Origin of the sequence: Arenibacter catalasegens, from assembly GCF_002909235.1 — a bacterium.
GTDB lineage: Bacteria > Bacteroidota > Bacteroidia > Flavobacteriales > Flavobacteriaceae > Arenibacter > Arenibacter catalasegens.
In genome coordinates, this window is sequence record NZ_PHQQ01000026.1 from 53,679 (window position 1) to 74,912 (window position 21,234).

General features: G+C 38.7%; 12 protein-coding genes. 7 read left to right on the top strand and 5 right to left on the bottom strand.

Annotated features, from left to right (window positions below):
- Positions 1 to 60 precede the first annotated feature (60 nt).
- The 5 genes from CWD90_RS18195 to CWD90_RS18215 form a co-directional block, all read right to left on the bottom strand.
- Positions 61 to 2,118: an FN3 associated domain-containing protein gene (locus CWD90_RS18195; protein WP_103477499.1), complete on the bottom strand. Its 2,058-nt coding sequence runs from the start codon at positions 2,116 to 2,118 to the stop codon at positions 61 to 63.
- A 160-nt stretch (positions 2,119 to 2,278) separates the two neighbouring features.
- Positions 2,279 to 3,772: a DUF1501 domain-containing protein gene (locus CWD90_RS18200; protein WP_103477500.1), complete on the bottom strand. Its 1,494-nt coding sequence runs from the start codon at positions 3,770 to 3,772 to the stop codon at positions 2,279 to 2,281.
- Positions 3,773 to 3,774: 2 nt separating this feature from the next.
- Positions 3,775 to 6,147 (bottom strand): PSD1 and planctomycete cytochrome C domain-containing protein, encoded by a 2,373-nt coding sequence (locus tag CWD90_RS18205; RefSeq protein ID WP_103477501.1) that lies wholly within the window; start codon positions 6,145 to 6,147, stop codon positions 3,775 to 3,777.
- A gap of 129 nt (positions 6,148 to 6,276) precedes the next feature.
- Positions 6,277 to 6,993 carry a LytR/AlgR family response regulator transcription factor gene (locus CWD90_RS18210; protein WP_103477502.1) on the bottom strand — a complete coding sequence of 239 codons (717 nt, stop codon included), beginning with the start codon at positions 6,991 to 6,993 and terminating at the stop codon, positions 6,277 to 6,279.
- Complete coding sequence (locus CWD90_RS18215) at positions 6,993 to 8,072, bottom strand: sensor histidine kinase (protein WP_103477503.1); 1,080 nt, start codon at positions 8,070 to 8,072, stop codon at positions 6,993 to 6,995. Before CWD90_RS18215 ends, CWD90_RS18210 begins: the two co-directional genes overlap by 1 nt.
- A gap of 311 nt (positions 8,073 to 8,383) precedes the next feature.
- Here CWD90_RS18215 and CWD90_RS18220 point away from each other — a divergent pair, with 311 nt between their 5' ends.
- The 7 genes from CWD90_RS18220 to CWD90_RS18250 all read left to right on the top strand — a co-directional run bounded on the left by CWD90_RS18220 (position 8,384) and on the right by CWD90_RS18250 (position 21,056).
- Positions 8,384 to 10,261 (top strand): sodium:solute symporter family protein, encoded by a 1,878-nt coding sequence (locus tag CWD90_RS18220; RefSeq protein ID WP_103477532.1) that lies wholly within the window; start codon positions 8,384 to 8,386, stop codon positions 10,259 to 10,261.
- 90 nt (positions 10,262 to 10,351) lie between these two features.
- Positions 10,352 to 11,317 carry a glycoside hydrolase family 130 protein gene (locus CWD90_RS18225; RefSeq protein WP_103477504.1) on the top strand — a complete coding sequence of 322 codons (966 nt, stop codon included), beginning with the start codon at positions 10,352 to 10,354 and terminating at the stop codon, positions 11,315 to 11,317.
- 56 nt (positions 11,318 to 11,373) lie between these two features.
- Positions 11,374 to 12,441: a carbohydrate-binding family 9-like protein gene (locus CWD90_RS18230; protein WP_192878043.1), complete on the top strand. Its 1,068-nt coding sequence runs from the start codon at positions 11,374 to 11,376 to the stop codon at positions 12,439 to 12,441.
- Positions 12,442 to 12,500: 59 nt separating this feature from the next.
- On the top strand, positions 12,501 to 14,828 hold the full coding sequence (locus tag CWD90_RS18235) for a glycoside hydrolase family 20 protein (protein WP_103477505.1): 2,328 nt from the start codon (positions 12,501 to 12,503) through the stop codon (positions 14,826 to 14,828).
- 228 nt (positions 14,829 to 15,056) lie between these two features.
- Positions 15,057 to 17,297, top strand: a complete 2,241-nt coding sequence (locus tag CWD90_RS18240; RefSeq protein WP_103477506.1) for a GH92 family glycosyl hydrolase — start codon at positions 15,057 to 15,059, stop codon at positions 17,295 to 17,297.
- A gap of 18 nt (positions 17,298 to 17,315) precedes the next feature.
- The gene (locus CWD90_RS18245) at positions 17,316 to 19,559 is read left to right on the top strand and encodes a DUF4838 domain-containing protein (protein ID WP_103477507.1); all 2,244 of its coding nucleotides are present in this window, start codon (positions 17,316 to 17,318) and stop codon (positions 19,557 to 19,559) included.
- Between the two features lie 12 nt (positions 19,560 to 19,571).
- Positions 19,572 to 21,056, top strand: a complete 1,485-nt coding sequence (locus tag CWD90_RS18250) for an alpha-L-fucosidase (RefSeq protein ID WP_239986557.1) — start codon at positions 19,572 to 19,574, stop codon at positions 21,054 to 21,056.
- The last annotated feature ends 178 nt before the right edge of the window (positions 21,057 to 21,234 follow it).

A 21,234-nucleotide genomic window follows, 5' to 3' on the forward strand; every position in this document is an offset into this window, starting at 1 on the left:
CTGAAAATCTATATGTAATAATTGTTACACAAGACTTTTGGAGGGGAATATGGATTATTATTAGTTAAGTACGATCTCATCTACAAATAACCAGCTTTTGCCTCCTGGGTTAGGATGCCAGGAAGGATTCTTAAGTTGACTCATTACTTCTACTTTTACAAAATTGGATTTCGTAGGTGGTATGTTGAGGTCAAAAAATTGGAATTTGGTATCTGAATTGGGGCGTTCAGTCCTTATTTTTTCTGTATGTACTAATTTAAAGTTGCTGCCATCAGTGGAGACCCATATCTTAAAGCCTACAGGGTAGAAGATCCATTTCTCCGGTGAAGAAAATGCGCCTATGGATACCGAGGAAATCAATTCTTCCTTTTTGAGTTTTAGGGTTGCTGCAAAACTACTCCCTTCATAACCGATCCAATTTCCATCAACAAAATTAATAGACCCCCTTTTTAGATCTATTAAGGTTTTTCCTCCATTACCCTTGTATTTGTCGTTGGGTTTATTGTTTAGGGTTATGGAACTTGGAAGAATGTTCGATTTTTTAAAACTGACGGTTTTTACTGGACTTAATGCCCATCCTTTTTTAAAGCTAACGGCTTTGATCTGGGCCGATTTGTCGAGTACAATAGGGCTATTATATTTTATGGAAGTAGTGTCCGGTTCGGACCCATCCAGAGTGTAATAGAGGTCAACTCCCTTAAAGAAATAATCTAAGGTTACTTCGATGGAATCCGTAAAAAAATCGGTATCTGCAATTATGGAAGGTGGTTCCAAGCTCGACGGAGTAAAGAGGTCTTCATCTAAACTTACGACCGTAACAGCCAGATGTTTACTGCTGTAGCCCTCCAAGGCTTCCTTCGTGATTTTGGAATTCCATGGATATAAAGTTTTTAAACTGGAAAGGGTGTTTAATTGTTCCAAACCCTGGTCAGTTATTTCGGTACCGTATATATTTAGTGACTCCAAGTGTTTTAAATCACTTAATGTTTGCATGGACTTGTCTGTTATCAACGTATTTTGCAATTGCAATTTGGTGAGATTATTAAATGAAGCTAAATAGGAAGAAATAGTATCATTAAAATTTGAGTTACTCAAATTGAGTTCAACAATATTCTCTGCATACTTTTTTAAGACCCTAAGATTACTTTTTCCTAAATCTTTAAGACCGGACAAGTTTACTATCAATAATGGATTGTTTGCAGCCAATTTTGTAATAACAGGGCCATTTATGTTTATGGTAGCCAACCAATCCTCTGAAACTATTTCCACTTCTTTCGCAATAAGGGCCCTTGTAGAGGTGTCCTCTTCCAATGAATTTAGAATAGCACTGATTTTCTCCGTTTTGTCCAATGTCCCAGCAACGCAATCAAAGCAGTTTTCATGCCCGATCCACCATTCCAACAATTCAATTTCTTGAGCAGTAAGTTGAACTTTACCCTTTGGCGGCATATGGTCCTCGTCTTCCATAGGTAGTTTAATGTGATGTGTTAAACTAGGTAATTCACCCTCTTTGGCCTCTAAAATACTTCCTGAGTCACCACCAATAAGGAGCTGCGCTTTGTTGGTCATAATTAAGCCTCCCTTAATTTTATTGGGATTGTGGCAACTTACGCACTTATTATCCAGAATTGGCTTTACAATATCGTTGAAAACGAGTGCCTTGTTAACGTCAGTAATAACAATTTTTTTGGTTTCTTTATTATTAAAAAGGTAGTCTTCGCCATGGGTCATGCTCCCCCCAAAATGTCCGGTTAAGCTTAAGAGCCCAATTACTGCTATAAATAGAGGCAGATAAATAGCTTTGGACCAGGCTCTAGGATATTTCTTAATAAGATAGAGCAAGGTGGCGCCAACGGCCAAACCTACCGCCATCCAGCGATGTCTGAATAATAAGGTCTCATCATAACCTCCATCTTCCCCCAATAACCAACCGCTACCTACTGATAATATCGTGGTCAATGATGCTATTGCAAGGGCAAATGTAATTATGTTGTATTCTGTTCCGGAAGCTTTTTTTCTAAAGTAGAGTTCCATTAGAAAAGCCAATACAAGTATGCCAATGGGCAAATGGACCAATAGGGGGTGAAGGCGCCCAATGTTTATTATCTGTAGTATCATTTATTCTATCAATATTTCATATAGGAACATCCGGAGCGGGGTGTCCTTACCTTGGTCTATTTTGTGTTATTTTCTTATGTTTCTACCAATAAATTTCAAAGGCCTTTCAACCGTTAACATGAAACCCTTTAAACATATTGTTGAATTATCCCATTTGAAATTAGGTCAAAATATCTTTTACAATGTGTCCCTCTACATCTGTTAATCTAAACCTTCTTCCTTGGTACTTATACGTTAATTTTTCATGGTCTATGCCCAATAAATGAAGCATTGTAGCCTGGAAATCGTGGACATGGACCGGGTCTTTGACAATGTTGTATCCAAAATCATCCGTTTCCCCATAAACAATCCCCGGTTTAATTCCACCACCTGCCATCCAAATAGTGAAAGATCTTGGATGATGGTCCCTGCCGTAGTTGGTATCGGTTAAAAGTCCTTGAGAATAATTGGTCCTTCCAAATTCCCCTCCCCAAACCACCAGGGTGTCTTCCAATAATCCACGCTGCTTGAGGTCTGCTACCAGAGCGGCTGAGGCTTGGTCTACATCTTTTGCCTGTTTAGCAATTGCCCCTGGAAGATTGTCGTGTTGATCCCAACCCATGTGGTATAACTGGATAAAACGCACGTCCTGTTCCGCCAATCTTCTTGCCAATAGGCAATTGGCAGCATAGGTACCCGGAATTTTGGCTTCGGGTCCATACATTTCATAGATATAATCGGGCTCTTTGGTTGTATCCATGACATTTGGGACGGATGTTTGCATCCTATATGCCATTTCGTATTGGGCAATTCTGCTTTTAATTTCGGGGTCGCCTGATTCCTGATAATGTTTATCGTTTAATGCTGCTAGATTGTCCAGCATTTCACGTTTAACCTCTTTGGTAATGCCTTTTGGGTCATTCAAATATAATACGGGGTCTTTGGCGGCTCTAAATTGCACTCCCTGATGAAGGGAATGTAAAAAGCCGTTGCCCCATAATCTGGTGTATAGTGGCTGTCCATTTGGTCTTCCAGTACCTCGGGACAATAAAACGGTAAAGGCTGGGAGGTTTTCATTTTCACTGCCCAGACCATAGCTCAACCAAGATCCTATACTGGGTCTTCCAGGTTGTTGGGAACCTGTTTGAAAAAATGTAACTGCCGGGTCATGATTGATAGCCTCGGTATACATCGACTTTATGATGCAGAGTTCATCTACCATTTTCGCTGTATATGGAAGAATGTCACTTATATGGGTGCCATTTTTGCCATGTTGACTAAAGTTATGCAAGGAACCTACCAATGGGAATGTGTCCTGTCCAGCGGTCATGCCAGTAAGACGCTGCCCGTTTCTAATAGATTCCGGGAGGTCTTCACCTCGTCTTTGGTTCAGCAAAGGTTTATAATCAAAAAGTTCCAATTGAGACGGTCCGCCACTTTGAAACAGATATATTACCCTTTTAATTTTGGCAGGATGATGAAGGGAATTTAAGATGCCCTTTACTCCGTTTAAACTATCATCCTTGGTAAGTATACCATTTTTATCTTTTCTAAATAGGTTTGCACCCAATAAGGAGGCCAACGCTACACCACCCACGCCTAGGGCTGTTTTGCCCAAAAATGATCGTCGATTTAATATCAACGACCTTTCCTCTATAATTTTTTTCTCACTCATAATCAGCCTCTAGTTATAGTTTCATCCAAGTTTAAAATGGTGTGCGCGGTTAAGGCCAATGCGGCCAATTGGCTTTCCGAAATGTTTTTATCCATTTCAAAGGCACCAATGGACAAGTATTCTTGGGCCTCGATTCCTTCTCCTTCGACCTTTAGGAGCATACTGGAATAATAATTGTTCAACATAGTCAATTCTTCCTCATCCGGAGCTCTAGATGTGGCCAGCTTAAAAATATAGCTAATCTGGTCACTGGTTTCTTTATGGCGATCAATGGCATTTTTGGCAAGTATTCTCGCTGCCTCTATAATTTGAGGGTCGTTAAGCAATACTAGAGCCTGTAAGGGTGTGTTGGTCTCTTGGCGTTTTACTGAACAAAGATCTCTAGATGCTGCATCAAAAGTCATCATACTGGGAGGTGGAACCGTTCTTTTCCAAAAAGTGTACAGACTTTTTCTGTAAAGGTCTTTCCCGGTACTTGTAATGTATGTGGCCGTACTTCCACCACCACCACCTGTAGTGGCTTCCCAAATACCAGCTGGTTGATAAGGTTTAACACTTGGTCCTCCTACTTCCCTGTTGAGCAATCCACTAATTTTCAAGGCTTGATCCCTAATTAATTCTGCCGTAAGTCTTAATCTTGGGGCACGAGCCAAAAGTTGGTTTTCAGGATCTAATTCTAGTAATTCTTTGGAAACGGTAGTACTCTGTTGATAGGTTGCCGAAAGGGCAATGTATTTGAAAATCTTTCTAGCGTCCCAACCTTCATTTCTGAATTTAATGGCCAGGTAGTCCAATAATTCCGGATGTGTAGGGAGAGAACCTTGATTGCCAAAATCAAACGAAGAGGCAACTAGTCCACTACCGAACATACGCTGCCAGAACCTATTCACCGTAACCCTAGCTGTTAATGGATTGTCTTTATGAAACAACCATTTTGCCAAGCCCAATCGGTTTTTAGGATAGTCCTCAGGAAAAGGGAGAATGGACTCGGGTGTGTTTGGGTATACCTGTGTTGTAGGTTGGTCATAGACGCCCCTGTTCAGTATATAAGAAGGTCTTATTTCCTCCATCTCGTTCATAACCATGACAGGAACTTCCTTCATGTTGGATTTTTGTAGTTGTACAAAACTCAATACGCCATTTTTTTCCTTTTCCGTTATGGTCATAAAAGGCTTAGGAATTTTACCGGCACCTCCAGGAGTCAGCCCAAGTTCATCAATATTGTTGAAAAAGCTAAACAGTTCAAAATGGTTTTTTTGACTTATAGGGTCATATTTGTGGTCATGACATCGGGCACATTCAAAAGTAAGTCCTAAAAAAGCAGTACCAAAGGTCACGGCTCTATCCTCTACATACTCAATGCGGTATTCTTCCGGAATAACTCCACCTTCAAAGGTAATCTTGTGGTTCCTATTGAAACCTGTGGCAAGAATCTGTTCTGCATTGGCATTGGGAAGTAGATCTCCTGCCAATTGATAGGTAACAAATTGGTCATAGGGCATATTTTCCTTAAAGGCGTGAATAACCCAATCCCGCCAAGGCCACATAATGCGTTCAAAATCGTCTTGGTATCCATGAGTGTCCGCGTAGCGGGCGATATCCATCCATTCAGAAGACATATGCTCTGCATAGTCCATTGTATTTAAAAGGGAGTCTATAATTACTTCATAGGCATTAGGGGAATTGTCTTTTGCGAAACCTTCAATTTGCTCCACACTTGGAGGTAGTCCTGTAAGGTCATAAAATACACGGCGAAGCAATTTCTCTTTTGAAGCTTTTTCATTGGGCTCCAATCCATTTTGTTCCAGTTTTGATAAAACAAATTGGTCAATTTCATTTTGAACCCAAGTCGTGTTGTTCGTTTTTGGTAGTTTGGGTGTTACAGGAGCAATAAATGCCCAATGAGTCTTAAATTCAGCACCCTGGTCTATCCATTTTTTTAAGATTTCCTTTTCATATTCACTAAGGATTAGGTTGGATTCTGGCGGAGGCATCATCAGTGATTCATCTTTGGTGAATATCCGATTAACCAGTTCACTTTTTTTAACATCGCCAGGTACAATGGCGTAATGGTCTTTATTTTTTCCCAATGCGGTATAAGCGTCTTCGGCAGTGTTCAATGAAAGCCCGCCCTCAATGGCATTTTTGTCAGGGCCATGGCATTTGAAACATCTATCCGAAAGAATTGGTTTTACATCAAAAGTAAAGTCAATTTTATCTGGAACCTTACCTTTAAATTTATTGCTGCTGGTTGTTGCCGATGTTGGTCCTCCGCTATTACAGCCTACTGCAAATAAGACCAGAATTACAACCAATAGTGTACAAGTCCCAGTTTGGAACCATGTAGAGGAATATTTAGGGAAATTAACAGACATTGGACTTTTAATAAAATAATACCTTCTAAATTAAGGTCTTTATATTTATTTAACAGTAAATTTCGACAAATGACTATTAAGGGAGGCTAAATGCTGTTAAAAAAAGGGATTAAGCGTAATAACGACATTTTATTCTAAATTCTCATCTAGAATTTTACTTTTAACGTCGTTTAGATAGCTTCGGCCAATGGTGTATCTTATACCTTGCACTTCTACGCTGTTACCTTCAATAGCTTCGATTTTATCAATTGCTATGGTGTAGGACCTGTGAATTCTTATAAATTTATCCGAGGGGAGTTCTTCAGTAAAACTGCTCAGGGTTCTATGAATAATATATTTATTGGCTTTTGTCTTTATCCTGATGTAGTCCTTAAGACTTTCTATGACGATAATGTCGTCCAAATAAATTTTTTGTAATTTTTTCTTATCGACCTTTACAAAAATGCTCTGATTGTCATTGGTGCTGTGTGCTTCGTTTTTAGAAAACCCCTCCTTTAAGTTTATTATTCTGTGGACTGTTTTTAAAAATCTGGGAAAAGGAATGGGTTTTACCAAGTAATCTATTGCCTCCAATTCAAAACTTTTAAGGGCAAAGTCTTCGTGGGCGGTCGTCATTACCACCATAGCTTTTGAGTTTATACTGCCCAGGAGATCCAGGCCGTTCATGATGGGCATATTGATGTCCAAGAATATAATGTCTACCTCATTCCTCTGCAAAAAAGTGGAAGCGTCAATGGCATTGGTGAAGGTCTGTACCAAGGCCAATTCTTTAATTTGTTCTACGTAGTTTTTTAATATATTGATTGCCAGAGGTTCATCGTCAATTATTATTGCCTTAAAACTCATTATACTTTTAATTTAAGAATAACATTAAACATTTTGTCCTTTTCAAAGATAGAAAGATTATAATCTTTTGGTTCGTATCCCAATTCCAATCGTTTTTTTACATTGGAAAGTCCAATTCCATAATCTCGTTTTAATAATTTATTATTTTTCTTAGAAGTTACATTATTACGGACTTCAAAATTTAGGATATCGTCCACTACTTCCAAATTTATTTTAATATACATATTGCCTATATTTTTACTGGCACCATGTTTAAAGCAATTTTCAATAAAGGGCATTAAAAGCATTGGGGCAATTTTTTTTTCTTCGATATCTCCCTTAATATTCAAATCAATTTTCAGGGAATTGTCAAACCGAATACGTTCCAAATCGACATAATTTTGGATGCATTCTATTTCTTTAGTCAAATCTTGATATGGTTTATCCGTAGCATATAACAAGTACCGCATTAACTCTGATAACCTAAGTACAATCTCTGGAGCTCGGTCCGATTTTTCTAAAGTTAGGGAATATATATTATTTAGTGTATTAAAGAAAAAATGAGGGGATACTTGAGATCTAAGGAATTTCAATTCCGTTGTCAGTTGCCTTTTTTCCAATTCATGTAATTTGCTGTTTTCATTTAGCCAATCCACCGTAATTTTTATAGCAGTTACAAAAGACATCACATAAAGTTCGCCCAACATAGTGACAATGGCATAATTTAAAGTAAGGCTTTCCACGTCCCCTGCTTCTGGCATTACATTATTACTAACTAAATAATAGGTAAGGTTGAATTTTATTATAAGTCCAATAAACAATGTGGCAAGTAATAAAACAGTATAAGTGAAATATCGTTTGGTATATACAAATTTGGGCATTAAAAAATAAATATTGAAATATGCCAGTGCCATATGTATGGGGAATCCCAATAAATTGGTTTTAACGGCATAGACAAAATCCTGATGTATATTTCCCCAACGAAAAATATTGAAAAGTATATAAACGGCCCAAAAAATGATATGGTGCTTGTAATTGATGTTAAATTCACCAGAGTTATTTTCACCTAGTATTTTATGATTCAGCTTATTAATTTGCATAGGTGTTGATTACAGTCTTTAATTCTAAAAATAGACGTTTGACTTTACGGGTTGGTTGTTGGTCTAAATTTATTCTCCTTCCTCAAAAAAAATTAAATATTTAATTATATTAAGTAGAACTCACTAATTATTTTTTTGAGTAACTTCTAAATTTTGGCTGCACAGCCATGAAAATTTGGGGAAATTATAAAAAAAATAAGAGTAGATGTCTATTGTGGCTAAAAATCATAAGGCTATGGCCTTTTTTTAACCTAAATAGGCGGAAATTTCTGATTGGCGGACTATTTTCTACAACTCTAAAATATAATTTGATGAACGTAATTGATGTGGCGATTATTATTGCCTATATAGTGCTTACCCTCTTTGTTGGAATATGGGTTTCGAAAAAAGCATCCAAGGGACTCAAATCTTATTTTTTAGGAGGGAACAATATAAAATGGTACTATCTGGGGCTCAGCAATGGTTCTGGTATGTTCGATGTTTCCGGTACGGCTTGGATGGTAGGTATTCTCTTTTTGTATGGCGTAAAAAGCTTTATGTTCATGTGGCTCTGGCCAATTTGGAACCAGATTTTTGTGATGATGTTTTTGGCGGTCTGGATCCGTAGATCTAATATTATGACCGGTTCGGAGTGGATACTTACTCGCTTTGGGGATGATAGGGCCGGGAGGGCTTCCCATATTATAGTTGCTGTATTTGCCATTGTAGCTGCCGTAGGCTTTATTGCTTATTTCTTTGAAGGGGTAGGTAAATTTTTGACCATTATCCTACCTTGGGATATGACCATGCATTTAGGAGAGATGGTTTTGCTGACCTCGGAGCAGTCGTATGCCATGATCATCATATTTTTGACAACGATTTATACCATAAAAGGCGGGATGTTCTCCGTAGTAGCCACGGAAGTGCTTCAATATATCATCATGGTAATTGCTGGAATTCTTGTAGCAGGTTATGCTTTTTTTGCTTTTACCGATGCAGAGATCAATTCCGTGATAAGCACGGAGTGGAAAAATGTATTTTTTGGTTGGGAATTGGGTACCCATTGGGATAGGGATTTTGATGCATTTAATAAATTGATAGACTCGGAGGGTTATAAGATGTTTGGGGCATTAATAGGTATGACCCTTTTTAAGGGCTTTTTTGCCAGTATTGCAGGCCCTACTCCCAGTTACGACCTTCAAAGAATATTGTCTACACGGTCAGTGAAAGAGGCGGCCTATATGAGTGGGTTTACCAATTTGGTGTTGTTTATTCCAAGGTATTTGCTGATTTCTGGGATTGTTGTAATTGCCTTGGTGGTGCTTGCGCCGGAAATGATTGGGAATCCTGGGCTTACTGGAGCGGAGCTCGAGGTTTTACTGCCCAAGGTAATCAACTTTCACGTGCCGGTTGGGATAAAGGGATTGCTGTTGGCTGGGTTACTTGCTGCCTTTATGTCCACCTTTTCTGCCTTTGTAAATGCCGGTCCAGCGTATTTGGTGAATGATATTTATAAGAAGTATTTTAAGCCGGAAGCATCGCATCAACATTATATTAAGGCGAGTCATATAGCCTCATTTTTGGTAGTAATTTTGGGTGTTTTTATGGGATTTTTTGCAGATTCCATCAATTCGCTGACGCTTTGGATTACAAGTGCATTGTTCGGGGGTTATGTTGCTGCAAATTTTATAAAATGGATTTGGTGGCGATTTAACGGCTGGGGGTATTTTTGGGGTATGTTGTCCGGGTTAATTATTGCTTCGTTACAATTTGTATTGGATAACAATAAGGGCAATTTTACGGAAGGCACCTTACTGTACGATCTTTCCCATGTCCATGCCATTTATCTTTTTCCTATTATTTTTGGAGTCTCTCTATTGGGTTCTTTTTTGGGAACCTATTTTAGCCCAGCGACCGATAAGGAAGTTTTAAAATCTTTTTACAAAAATGTAAAACCATGGGGTTGGTGGAATCCGATATATAAGGAATTAAAGGAGGAAGATCCCACATTTGAAAAAAACAATGAATTTTGGTGGGATATGATGAACTGTGCAGTGGGGGTAATTTGGCAATCCAGTATGATCGTACTCCCTATTTATTTTATGATTAGAGATTACCCTAAGGCTATTATTGCATTGGTCGTCTTTGGTATCACCTCGACAATTTTAAAATTTACCTGGTTGGATAAAGTTCGAAAAATACCGAATTAGAATTAAATTGATGAGTTCCTTGGTCTAAATTATAGATCGATTAAATTAGAGAGAAAATAAGTTGAATCATAATAATTAAATTAAGATAAAGTGAGTAACATTCCATGGCAAGAAAGGCCTGCCAATAGTGCAGATGTAGTTTGGCGATATTCAGAGAACCCAGTAGTTAAGAGGGATGCAATTCCTACTTCCAATAGTATTTTTAACAGTGCGGTAGTGCCATTCCAAGATGGATTTGCCGGGGTATTCCGCTGTGACAACAAAGCGGTCCAGATGAATATTTTTGCCGGTTTTAGCAATAATGGTATAGATTGGGATATTAACCATGATCCTATTCAATTTCAGGCCGGAAATACAGACATGATCGAATCCGATTATAAGTATGATCCCAGAGTAGTATTTATAGAAGATAGGTATTGGATAACCTGGTGTAACGGATATAATGGCCCAACTATAGGAATAGGCTATACCTTTGATTTTAAAGAGTTTTTTCAATGTGAAAATGCTTTTTTGCCTTTTAATAGAAATGGGGTGCTTTTCCCAGAGAAAATCAACGGAAAGTATGCTATGCTGAGTAGGCCAAGTGATAATGGACATACACCTTTTGGTGATATTTACATTAGCTATAGTCCAGATATGAAATTCTGGGGAGAGCATAGGTGTGTCATGAAAGTAACCCCTTTTGTTGATAGTGCTTGGCAATGTACCAAGATTGGTGCAGGACCCATTCCCATACTCACAGAGGAAGGTTGGTTGACATTTTATCATGGAGTAATAAATACCTGCAACGGATTTAGGTATTCTATGGGAGCTGCTATTTTGGATAAAGAGCGGCCTGATCAAGTATTGTATAGAACCAAACCTTATTTATTGGCCCCACAGACCAATTATGAATGTGTGGGCGATGTGCCAAATGTAGTATTTCCATGTGCTGCACTACATTCGATTGAAGAGGACAAGGTTGCCATTTATTATGGTGCTGCAGATACGGTTACCGGCTTGGCTTTCGGACGTATATCAGAAATTGTAAAATTCACGAAGGAGAATAGTTTATAATCCCGATTTTTCTGGGAATAAATAGAATTTTGATTAGCAACTAAAAAACCAAAATTATGAATACGAGTTATTTCAGCCAAACCAGAATCTGGTCATTGGTGTTTATGCTTTTATGCATTGGCACTACCATAATCAACGCCCAAGAGTTAATACCTCGGAGTTATATAGCCGTTAAGGCAAATGAAACATTGGTAATAGATGGTAAAGGAGATGATGTTTCATGGCAGAAAGCAACCTGGTCCCAGGATTATATTGATATTGAAGGTAAATTAACACCTAAATATAAGACCAGGATGAAAATGCTGTGGGACAACGATTACCTCTATGTTATGGCAGAAATGGAAGAGCCGCATGTGTGGGCCACTTTAAAACAAAGGGACACCGTTATTTTTTATAACAATGATTTTGAAATCTTTATTGACCCTGACGGCGATACTCATAATTATTACGAATATGAGATGAATGCCCATAATACACTGTGGGACTTGCTTCTGACCAAGCCCTATAGGAATCATGGTAAAGTAATCGACAGTTGGGATATTCAAGGAGTAAAATCGGCCGTAAGTATTGATGGAACATTAAATGATTCATCGGATATGGATAAAGGATGGACGGTTGAAATAGCTATTCCATGGAAGGTGATTACTGAAGCCGGCAATGGTAATAATGTTCCAGAGAACGATTTTTGGAGGATTAATTTTTCAAGGGTAAACTGGCATTTTGATTTAACGGAAGGGCGGTATTCCCGGAAAAAGGATGATAATGGTAAATTCCTTCCCGAATATAATTGGGTCTGGTCACCACAGGGAGTTATTAATATGCATGAGCCGGAACATTGGGGGTACGTTTATTTTGCTTCCGATGAAATGAGTGGAAAGGACAGTTTTTCAATTCCGCATGACGATTATATAAAATGGTATTTGTATAAGCTCTACCGTGGAGTTTTACAGGGGAAAAAGGATGCTGAAAAGTTAGTGACAATTCCCAAGAATATTTTAGGAAAGTCTATTAAGCCTAGTTTGGACAAGCACAGATTTGGATATAATATTTGGGTTAAAAGTCCATTTACAGGTAAAATATTGAAGATAAGCGAGGATGGGAGATTCCAGAGTATTGATGAATAAAAATGAAATGATCTCATAAACTTGTGGGGTTATTAAAGGAAATGGTTAATGCGAGTTAAATGAAAAAGAGAATAATTCAAGGCTTTAGTATAATGCTGCTACTTATCCTGATGGGTTGTAGAGAGGAAAGTAAAACCATTTTTACGGAAACTGATATAAATATTATTCCCAAGCCATTGGAAATGAAATTTAACCAAGGCGCTTTTCGGTTTACCAAGGATACTAAATTTGTAGTGGCCAATGATGAGGTTGAGGTTTTAGAGGTATTGAAGGATAGATTTACCGCTGTGACTGGATGGGCTATGGAGGTGGTTTCTACTGTTCCCAGCAAAAATTTTGTTCAATTATCCTTGGATTCCACCCTTAAAGAAGAGGAATATACCCTAAAAGTGACAGATAATAATGTCATGGTTACTGCCAATGGCCCTAAGGGTTTTTTATATGGTTTGGAAACAATCAGACAATTGCTTCCAGTGGCGATAGAAAGCAAAGAGCTGGTAGAAGATGTAAATTGGGATATTCCCAATGTGGAGATTAAAGATAGCCCTCGATTTAAATGGCGTGGTTATATGCTGGATGTTGCCAGACATTTTTTCGATAAGGAATACGTCTTGGCCACTATTGATCAATTGGCACTTTTGAAAATGAACACCCTGCACTTACATTTAGTAGATGATCAAGGGTGGCGTATTGAAATAAAAAAATACCCAAAATTAACGGAAGTTGGTGGTTTTAGGGTCGATCAAGAAGACATGCCTTGGAATGCAAGACTTACACCTGATTTGGGAGCAGAAACTACCTATGGCGGATTTTATACCCAAGAGGATATTAAGGAAATTGTAGCTTATGCTAGTAGTAGGGGCGTTACCGTTGTTCCGGAAATAGAAATGCCAGCTCACGTAATGAGTGCTATAGCGGCTTATCCTGAACTATCCTGTTTTCAAAAACCAATCATGGTACCTTCCGGAGGGGTGTGGCCCATAACTGAAATATATTGCCCTGGTAAAGAAGCTACCTTCGAGTTTTTGGAGAATGTTTTGTTGGAGGTGATGGAATTATTCCCATCGCAATACATTCATATGGGCGGTGATGAGGCTACAAAGACCAACTGGAAAATCTGCCCTGATTGCAAAAGAAGGGTGGCAGAAGATGGATTGGCCAATGTGGAGGAACTTCAAAGCTATTTTATTCAACGGATGGAACGTTTTTTAAGTTCCAAGGGAAGAATTTTATTGGGATGGGACGAAATATTGGAAGGTGGTTTGGCTCCTGGAGCAACCGTCATGAGTTGGCGGGGTGTAAAAGGTGGTCTGGAAGCTTCTGAAGCCGGTCATGATGTAGTTATGAGTCCAAATTCGCATTGTTATTTCGATTATTACCAAGGGGACCAAGATGTTGAACCCTTGGCTTGGGGCGGTAATTTACCGCTAAGCAAGGTGTATCAATTTGATCCTGTGGTTGAGGAAATGACAGCAAACCAAGCGAAGCATGTTTTAGGGGGACAGGCCAATTTATGGACGGAATTTGTTCCGACCAATGCCCAGGCGGAGTATATGACTTATCCTCGTTTAGCTGCCTTGGCGGAAGCAGTTTGGAGTAGCAAAGCAAATAGAAATTGGGGCGATTTCTCCAAAAGAGTTCCTAGCTTATTTGAGCGATATGGTGAAATGGGAATTAATTATGCCAAAAGTGCCTATCAGGTAACAACTGAGATTTCGATCAGTCCAAAAAGTTCGGCAATATCGATAGCGCTTAAATCAGAATTTCCAGACTCCGATATTCGGTTTACCCTAGATGGTAGCGATATTACTTCGGCCTCTGAAAAGTACACTGCTCCAATAGACATCAAAAAGACGACCACTATCAATGCACAAGTTTTTGAAGAAGACAAGCCGGTAGGTGCCTTATTTGAAAAAACAATTACCTATCATAAAGCTGTTGGAAAACCGGTAACCTATATTAAAAAATACCACGACAGTTATCAGGGTGCCAAAGAATTGGGCATGGTAAACATAGTTCGTGGTTCCAAAAATTTTCATGATGGCCAATGGCAAGGCTGGCTAGGTGACGATATGGAGTTGGTAATCGATATGGAGTCCCAAACGAAATTAAGTAAAATCACTGTTGGGGCTATGGAAAATCAAGGTTCCGGAATCTACTTCCCTATCCAAGTGGAGGTTTTGCTTTCTGAAAACGGAAGAACCTTTAAAAGTGCAGGTATTGTAAAAAGGGAATATGTGGCCAATAATGGTTCGGAATTAAAGGATTTTGTGGTAAAAATTGAGGAACAAACCGCAAGATATATTAAGGTTATAGCAACAAATTTAGGCAATTCACCTTCAGGAGGAGGCTCTTGGATGTTTGTTGATGAGGTGGTGGTAGAGTAATTTGAAGACTTGGTGAAACACACCCCTAACCTCCCGCTAAAAAGCGGGACAGGCCCTATCAAGAGGGGAATGTATTCAGGCCATAAGAAAAAGATATGACGAGGAGGAATAGATTTAAATACTCATATAAGGATTAAAGAATGTCATAGTAATTAGGTCGGTGAAGTATTTCGCTAGTGATATAAGAGTCGAATCCAGTTCCAGGTACATGTAAATTAAAGAACAATAATGAACTTACAAAACAAATTTTTAATAGTATTCAGTATTTATTCGTTTGTGGTTTCCGCCCAAAAGCTGCCTGTAGATTATGTGAACCCCTTTATTGGAACCTCTAATTTTGGAACCACCAACCCAGGGCCCATAGCGGTTAGGGGAATGGTTAGTGTTTCTCCTTTCAACGTGGCAGGGCCCAAAAATTTACCTCTAGAAAAGGATAGTAGATGGTTGTCCACTCCATATGTACAGGAAAACACATTTTTAACAGGATTTAGTCATGTTAATCTAAGTGGTGTAGGCTGCCCCGAGTTGGGGGTGATTTTGGCCATGCCTACCACCGGTGATTTGGAAGTTGATCATTTAAAATACGGAACTGGCTATTCCAATGAAATCTCAGAAGTGGGATATTACTCCAATACTTTGGACAACTATAACATAAAGGTAGAGGCCACGGCAACGACTAGGGTAGGGGTAAGCAAGTATTCCTTTCCAAAAGGGGAAGCCAATGTTTTGATCAATCTAGGCTTAGGGTTGACAAATGAACAAGGCGCTTCTGTAAGGGTAGTTTCTCCAACGGAAATAGAAGGCATGCGCAGTGTAGGGTCATTTTGTTATTACAAACCGGAGGAGGCATATCCTGTATATTTTGTAGCACAATTCTCCAAGCCCGCCGACGAGTATGGAGTTTGGAAAAAACCAACTAAGTACAATGGAACAGAAGCAGAATGGATGGGCTATAATGGGAAAACGCGTATTATGCCAAACTATACCAAAGAAGTTATAGGAGATAGTATAGGTAGCTATATGCGTTACCAATTTAAGGAGCCTACGGTTGTAGAAATGAAGGTTGGGGTTTCTTATGTGAGCATTGAAAATGCCCGTGAAAATTTGGTAGCGGAAACAGCAGCAAGCAGTTTCGATCAAATCTTAATGGAAGCCAAAGAAAACTGGAACAAATATCTATCTAAAATTGAGGTTGAGGGAGGTAAGGAAGAAGATAAAGTCAAGTTTTATTCCGCCCTATACCATACCTTAATACATCCAAGTACCCTGAATGATTATAATGGGGACTATCCGAAAATGAAAACTCGGGAAACCTTAAAAACGGAAGATACCCGTTATACCGTTTTTTCCCTCTGGGATACGTATCGGAATTTGCACCAACTTATGAGCTTGGTATATCCTCGGCAACAATCCGATATGGTGAAAAGTATGCTCCAAATTTATGATGAGAGCGGTTGGTTGCCAAAATGGGAACTAAATGCCACAGAAACCACCACTATGGTGGGCGATCCTGCGGGAATTGTAATTGCAGATACCTATTTAAAAGGCATTAGGGACTTTGATGTGGAAAAGGCGTATTCGGCCATGGTAAAAAGTGCAGATCAGATTGAAGGTAACCCCCTTCGCCCAGGACTTAAGGATTATTTGGATAAGGGTTACTTAACTACAAATACTATTAATAGCGGATCGGTGTCCACCACTCAAGAATACAATATTTCAGACTATGCCATTGCCCAGTTGGCCAAAAAATTAGGTAAAAAAGAAGATTTTAATCGATTCTCCAAAAGATCGATTTCCTATAGAAACCTTTTCGACAAGGAATTTAATTTGTTAAGACCAAAAAATGATGATGGTACTTGGTTAACGCCATACAATCCAGAATCAGGAGCTAATTTTGAGAAGAATTTAGGTTTTATAGAGGGTAATGCCTGGCAATATTCCTTTATGGTTACCCACGATACAAAGGGTCTTATAAGACTTATGGGAGGAACAAAGGCCTTTACCAATCGCCTTCAGGATGTGTTTGACAAGGGTCAATACGATATGGCTAATGAGCCGGATATTGCTTATCCTTATTTGTTCAATTATGTAAAAGGTGAAGAAAAACGAAGCCAAAAAATGGTTTCGGATTTACTCAATAAATATTACAAGAATGCTCCAGATGGACTACCAGGAAACGATGATACGGGTACCATGTCTGCTTGGGCCGTATTTTCAATGATGGGAATATACCCGGTTAGTCCAGCAAATCCGGTATACACTATTACATCACCCAAATTCAATAAAATAACCATTCATTTGGATACCGATTACTACAAGCAGGAAAAATTGACGATAACTTCTAATCTTTCGGAAGAAAACCAGTTTATCGAAAATATCAGTATTAAAGGTAAACCTCATAAAGGATACTTTATAAGCCATGAAGAATTGGTAAACGGCCAATTGTTGGAATTTAAATTGAACAATTAGATATAAATCAAATTGAGAATGAAAATATTAAAGGTTAAAATCAGATTTCTAAGTCATTTACTCGTATTGTTGATATTTTCATCTTGTAATATGGATGGGTTAGAACTGGTTCATGAGAGTAAGTCCGACTATGAGATAGTATTCATGGGCAGTGCTACTGAAAGCCAATACAAATCTGCGGAAATACTACAGCATTATATTAAGGAAATTAGTGGGGCAGAATTGAATTTGGTAGGTGAAAGTTCGCAAAATTTAAAAAAGAACAAGATATACGTAGGAAATATAAATGACGAAAATCTGGAGAGGGAAGAAATCGCCATAAGGTCAAAAAATAAGAACTTGTATATTTCTGGTGGATCGGACAAGGCAACAAAATACGCAGTTTACGAATTTTTGGAACGCTACCTGGGTTGTAGGTGGTATGCACCAGGGGTTGAAAAAACTCCATCTACGCTGACAATTAATGTGCCTGCAATTGATTTTGAATATACCCCTCCTATAACCACTAGAACGGTACATTCAAAATTGTTTTATGATAATGCGGATTTTGCCGATAAGCATAAAGTGACACATGAATCGTTTCCCAATTATGTTCCCAATGCCAGGGTACATACCTTTCATTATTTTCTTCCTGAGGAACAATTTTATCAATCCAATCCGGAATACTATGCTTTGAGGGGCGATAAGCGTCTGCCTACCCAACTGTGTTTAACCAATCCTGATGTCCTTGCAATTGTAAAAGATTCTGTTGCCTCTTTGTTTCAACAATATCCCAAGGCCAGTGTGTTATCGGTAAGTCAAGATGACAATCAGCAACATTGCCAATGTGACAATTGTATGAAAATAGACAAGGAAGAGGGAAGTCCGTCCGGTACCATGATTAGGTTTGTCAATGAAGTTGCAGCTACTTTTCCAAATAAGAAGATATCTACTTTAGCCTATCAATATACAAGGAAGCCTTGTAAGACAAAACCCTTAGACAATGTATTGATTACACTTTGTTCTATAGAATGTGACAGAAGTGCGCCCATTGCTGAGAAATGCACCGATTTTTCAAACGATTTAAAAGGATGGGGTAAATTAACCAATAATATAAGGATTTGGGATTATACAACTCAGTTCACCAATTTTTTGGCCCCATTTCCCAATATCTATACACTGCAGCCAAATATTAAATTGTTTAGGGATAACAATGCCAAATGGGTTTTTGAGCAGCACAGTAATAATCCCAGCGAACTTTTTGAACTTAGATCTTATATTACGGCCCAACTCCTCTGGAATCCTGATCAAAATTTTGATGCCCTGCTGACCGACTTCACAAATGGCTATTATGAAGAAGCGGGACCATTTGTAAAGAAATACATTACTAAAATTCATGCTAAAATAAAGGAGGACAGTGATTTCTTCTTGTTTCTGTATGGGGATCCATCCGAGGCATTTACTTCCTATCTGAGTCCTGAACTATTAACGGATTATTCTAAACTGTTTAACGAAGCAGAAAAAGCGGTTGCGGGTAAACCAGATATAGTGGGCAGATTAAAAATGGCCCGGTTAGGGGTAGATTACGCAGTCTTGGAAGCCTGTAGAAAGAGATTAACGGATGTTTATAGACTTTTGATTTCCACTGGCGATGGTAAAAAAAATATAAATCCGTTAGTAATCACCTTATTGGATAATTTTAAGGCAACCTGTGCCAAGAATAATGTGGTGTTGATGAATGAAATGGGTTTTACCGTAACGGAATATTTGGCAAATTATATGTCTGCTCTAGAAGTGGCAAGAATGCCAAATAAGGCTATGGGTCAAACTGTGGTAACGAATACAAAACCTAAGAAATATGCCAAAGAGGATCCAATGGTTCTAACTGATGGCGCACTTGGGGGCAGTAGTTTTTATGCTAATTGGTTGGGCTATGAGGGTAATGATATGGAGGTGGTTGTGGATTTGGGAGAACCTACAACCATTAGTACAATTTCCTTGGCCTTTTTACAGGTTACCAATCACATAGTATTCTTTCCTTCAAAAGTCACCTATTCGGGCTCTATGGATAATGAGCACTTCTTTAATTTAGGAACTATCAATAATCCAATGCCTTTAACAAAGGAAAGTAAGGTGAACGACATTCAATTTTTTAAGTTGGATTTTGATCATAAAAGGTCCCGATATATAAAAGTGAGGGCCAAAAACACAGAGACCCCCTATTGGCATCACGCGGCAGGTCTGCCTTCCTGGCTTTTTGCTGATGAAATTATAATTAATTAAAACTAGAACAACATGAAAATAATGGGAAACAGATTTTTGTTAATAGCTTTCATTATTACGATCGTTACTCAAGGGATTAACGCTCAGGCTATTTATGAGGATGAAAGGTATGTTCCGGAAACAGATCCATTGGTGGTCGAAAAGTTGGAACAGTGGCAAGACATGAAATTTGGCTTATTAATGCATTGGGGTACCTACAGTCAATGGGGGATTGTGGAATCATGGTCGCTTTGTCCTGAGGAGTATGGCTGGTGCGAACGGACTAAGGGGTCTGATCCCAGTAATTATAACACTTATAAAAAAGAATATGAAGGTTTGCAGACTACCTTCAATCCAGTGAAATTTGATCCCGAAAAGTGGGCCAAGGCGGCAAAAAATGCAGGTATGAAGTATGTGGTGTTCACCACCAAGCATCATGATGGATTTTCTATGTTCGATTCCAAATACACGGATTATAAAATAACAGATCCAAAAACACCATTTTCAACCAATCCCAAAGCGAATATCACTAAAGAAATATTCAATTCTTTTAGGGGACAGGGACTATGGGCAGGAGCATACTTTTCAAAGCCAGATTGGAATACTCCTACTTACTGGGACCCTTATTATCCACCACGGGATAGAAATGTCAACTATGAACCAGAGGCCAATCCTGAAAAATGGCAGGAATATGTTGATTTTACCCACAATCAAATTTTGGAACTGTTAACAGATTATGGCAAGGTGGATATATTGTGGCTCGATGGAGGTTGGGTAGCCAAAACCCCAAAATCGGAAATTACCAATTGGTATGAGCAACAGCTAGTAAATAATGACAATGGCTATATAAAGCATCGCATCATCAATCAAGATATTAAGATGGATGAATTGGTAGTCAAGGCTAGGGAAAAGCAGCCCGGATTAATTGTGGTGGACCGTGCGGTTCATGGAAAAAACCAAAATTACTTAACTCCAGAGAACCGTGTGCCCGATAAGCCACTACCATATCCTTGGGAATCTTGTATCATTGCTGGCGGGGGATGGTCCTATTCTTTTGATGCCAAATATATGTCTGGCCGTGAGGCCATTCACACCTTAGTGGATATAGTGGCCAAGGGAGGAAATCTGCTGTTGAATATTGCGCCAAGCCCTGAAGGGGAGTGGGATGCCGGTGCTTATAAGTTATTAAATGAAATTGGGGATTGGATGTCTGTTAATAAGGAGGCAATTTACGGAACACGATCTATGGCTCCCTTTAAGTTTGATAATGTATGTGTTACGGCAAAACCAGATGGTACTGTGTATCTGACTTATTTGGTTGAAAAAGGGCAAACTGCGTTGCCATCAGAAATTGTGTTTCCTGACTATGTTTCCTCAAGAGGTACTAAGGCACAACTTTTAAGTTCTGGGCAAAAATTAAAATGGATCAAAAAAAGTAATGGAATGGCAATTCAACTGCCAAAATATGCAGAAGCTAAACTGTTGAGTAAAGAGGCTTTCGTAATTAAAATAAAATAGGGGATAATCCGTGGGGTTAGGCAAATCAATCCTACATTATTAAGGCCATTTTTGCAGTTATATTTGTGTGAAATTGAGGTTAATTAAACTTTATTAAATATCCAAAACCCTCAAAGTTCAATAAATTTAATGGTAGGTCGCCTTATTGAAGAATAGGAATTTTAACATAAAATTATCC